Annotated in this window: 1 rRNA gene; it reads left to right on the top strand. The window is 45.5% G+C overall.

Annotated elements, in window-relative coordinates:
* Positions 1 to 9 precede the first annotated feature (9 nt).
* A 5S ribosomal RNA gene (gene rrf / locus CI597_RS17600) occupies positions 10 to 127 on the top strand.
* Positions 128 to 354: the final 227 nt, after the last annotated feature.

Below are 354 nucleotides of genomic sequence, written 5' to 3'. Positions count from 1 at the left end.
CTCAATGCTTCCGGTGGCGATGCGTTTTGGGGACACACCCGTACCCATCCCGAACACGATGGTTAAGACCAAAACGGCCGATGATACTTGGTTGGAGACGACCTGGGAAAGCAGGTGGCTGCCGGATCTTATTTAAACATTCTTTGGTGATTCGATATAAGAACAAAGTTCTTGTATGGAATGGCTGAAGAAGCCAAAATAGAAAGTGTAACAGAGATTGTTGGTGGTGAAAGCATCTCAGAGACTTCGTCTCTTCGATCGCGGCAGAGCCGCTAATACAAGCAAAAAGTAATTCTGCTTAGGAATGTAAACATTCCACACAGAATTCCGTTTTCCTTGTGCTTTCAATCCTGC

The sequence above is a fragment of the Anaerostipes hominis (ex Lee et al. 2021) genome, from assembly GCF_002270485.1.
GTDB classification, from domain to species: domain Bacteria; phylum Bacillota; class Clostridia; order Lachnospirales; family Lachnospiraceae; genus Anaerostipes; species Anaerostipes hominis.
The sequence above is the reverse complement of the archived record's forward strand: the minus strand, read 5'-3'. Positions and strand labels throughout refer to the sequence as shown.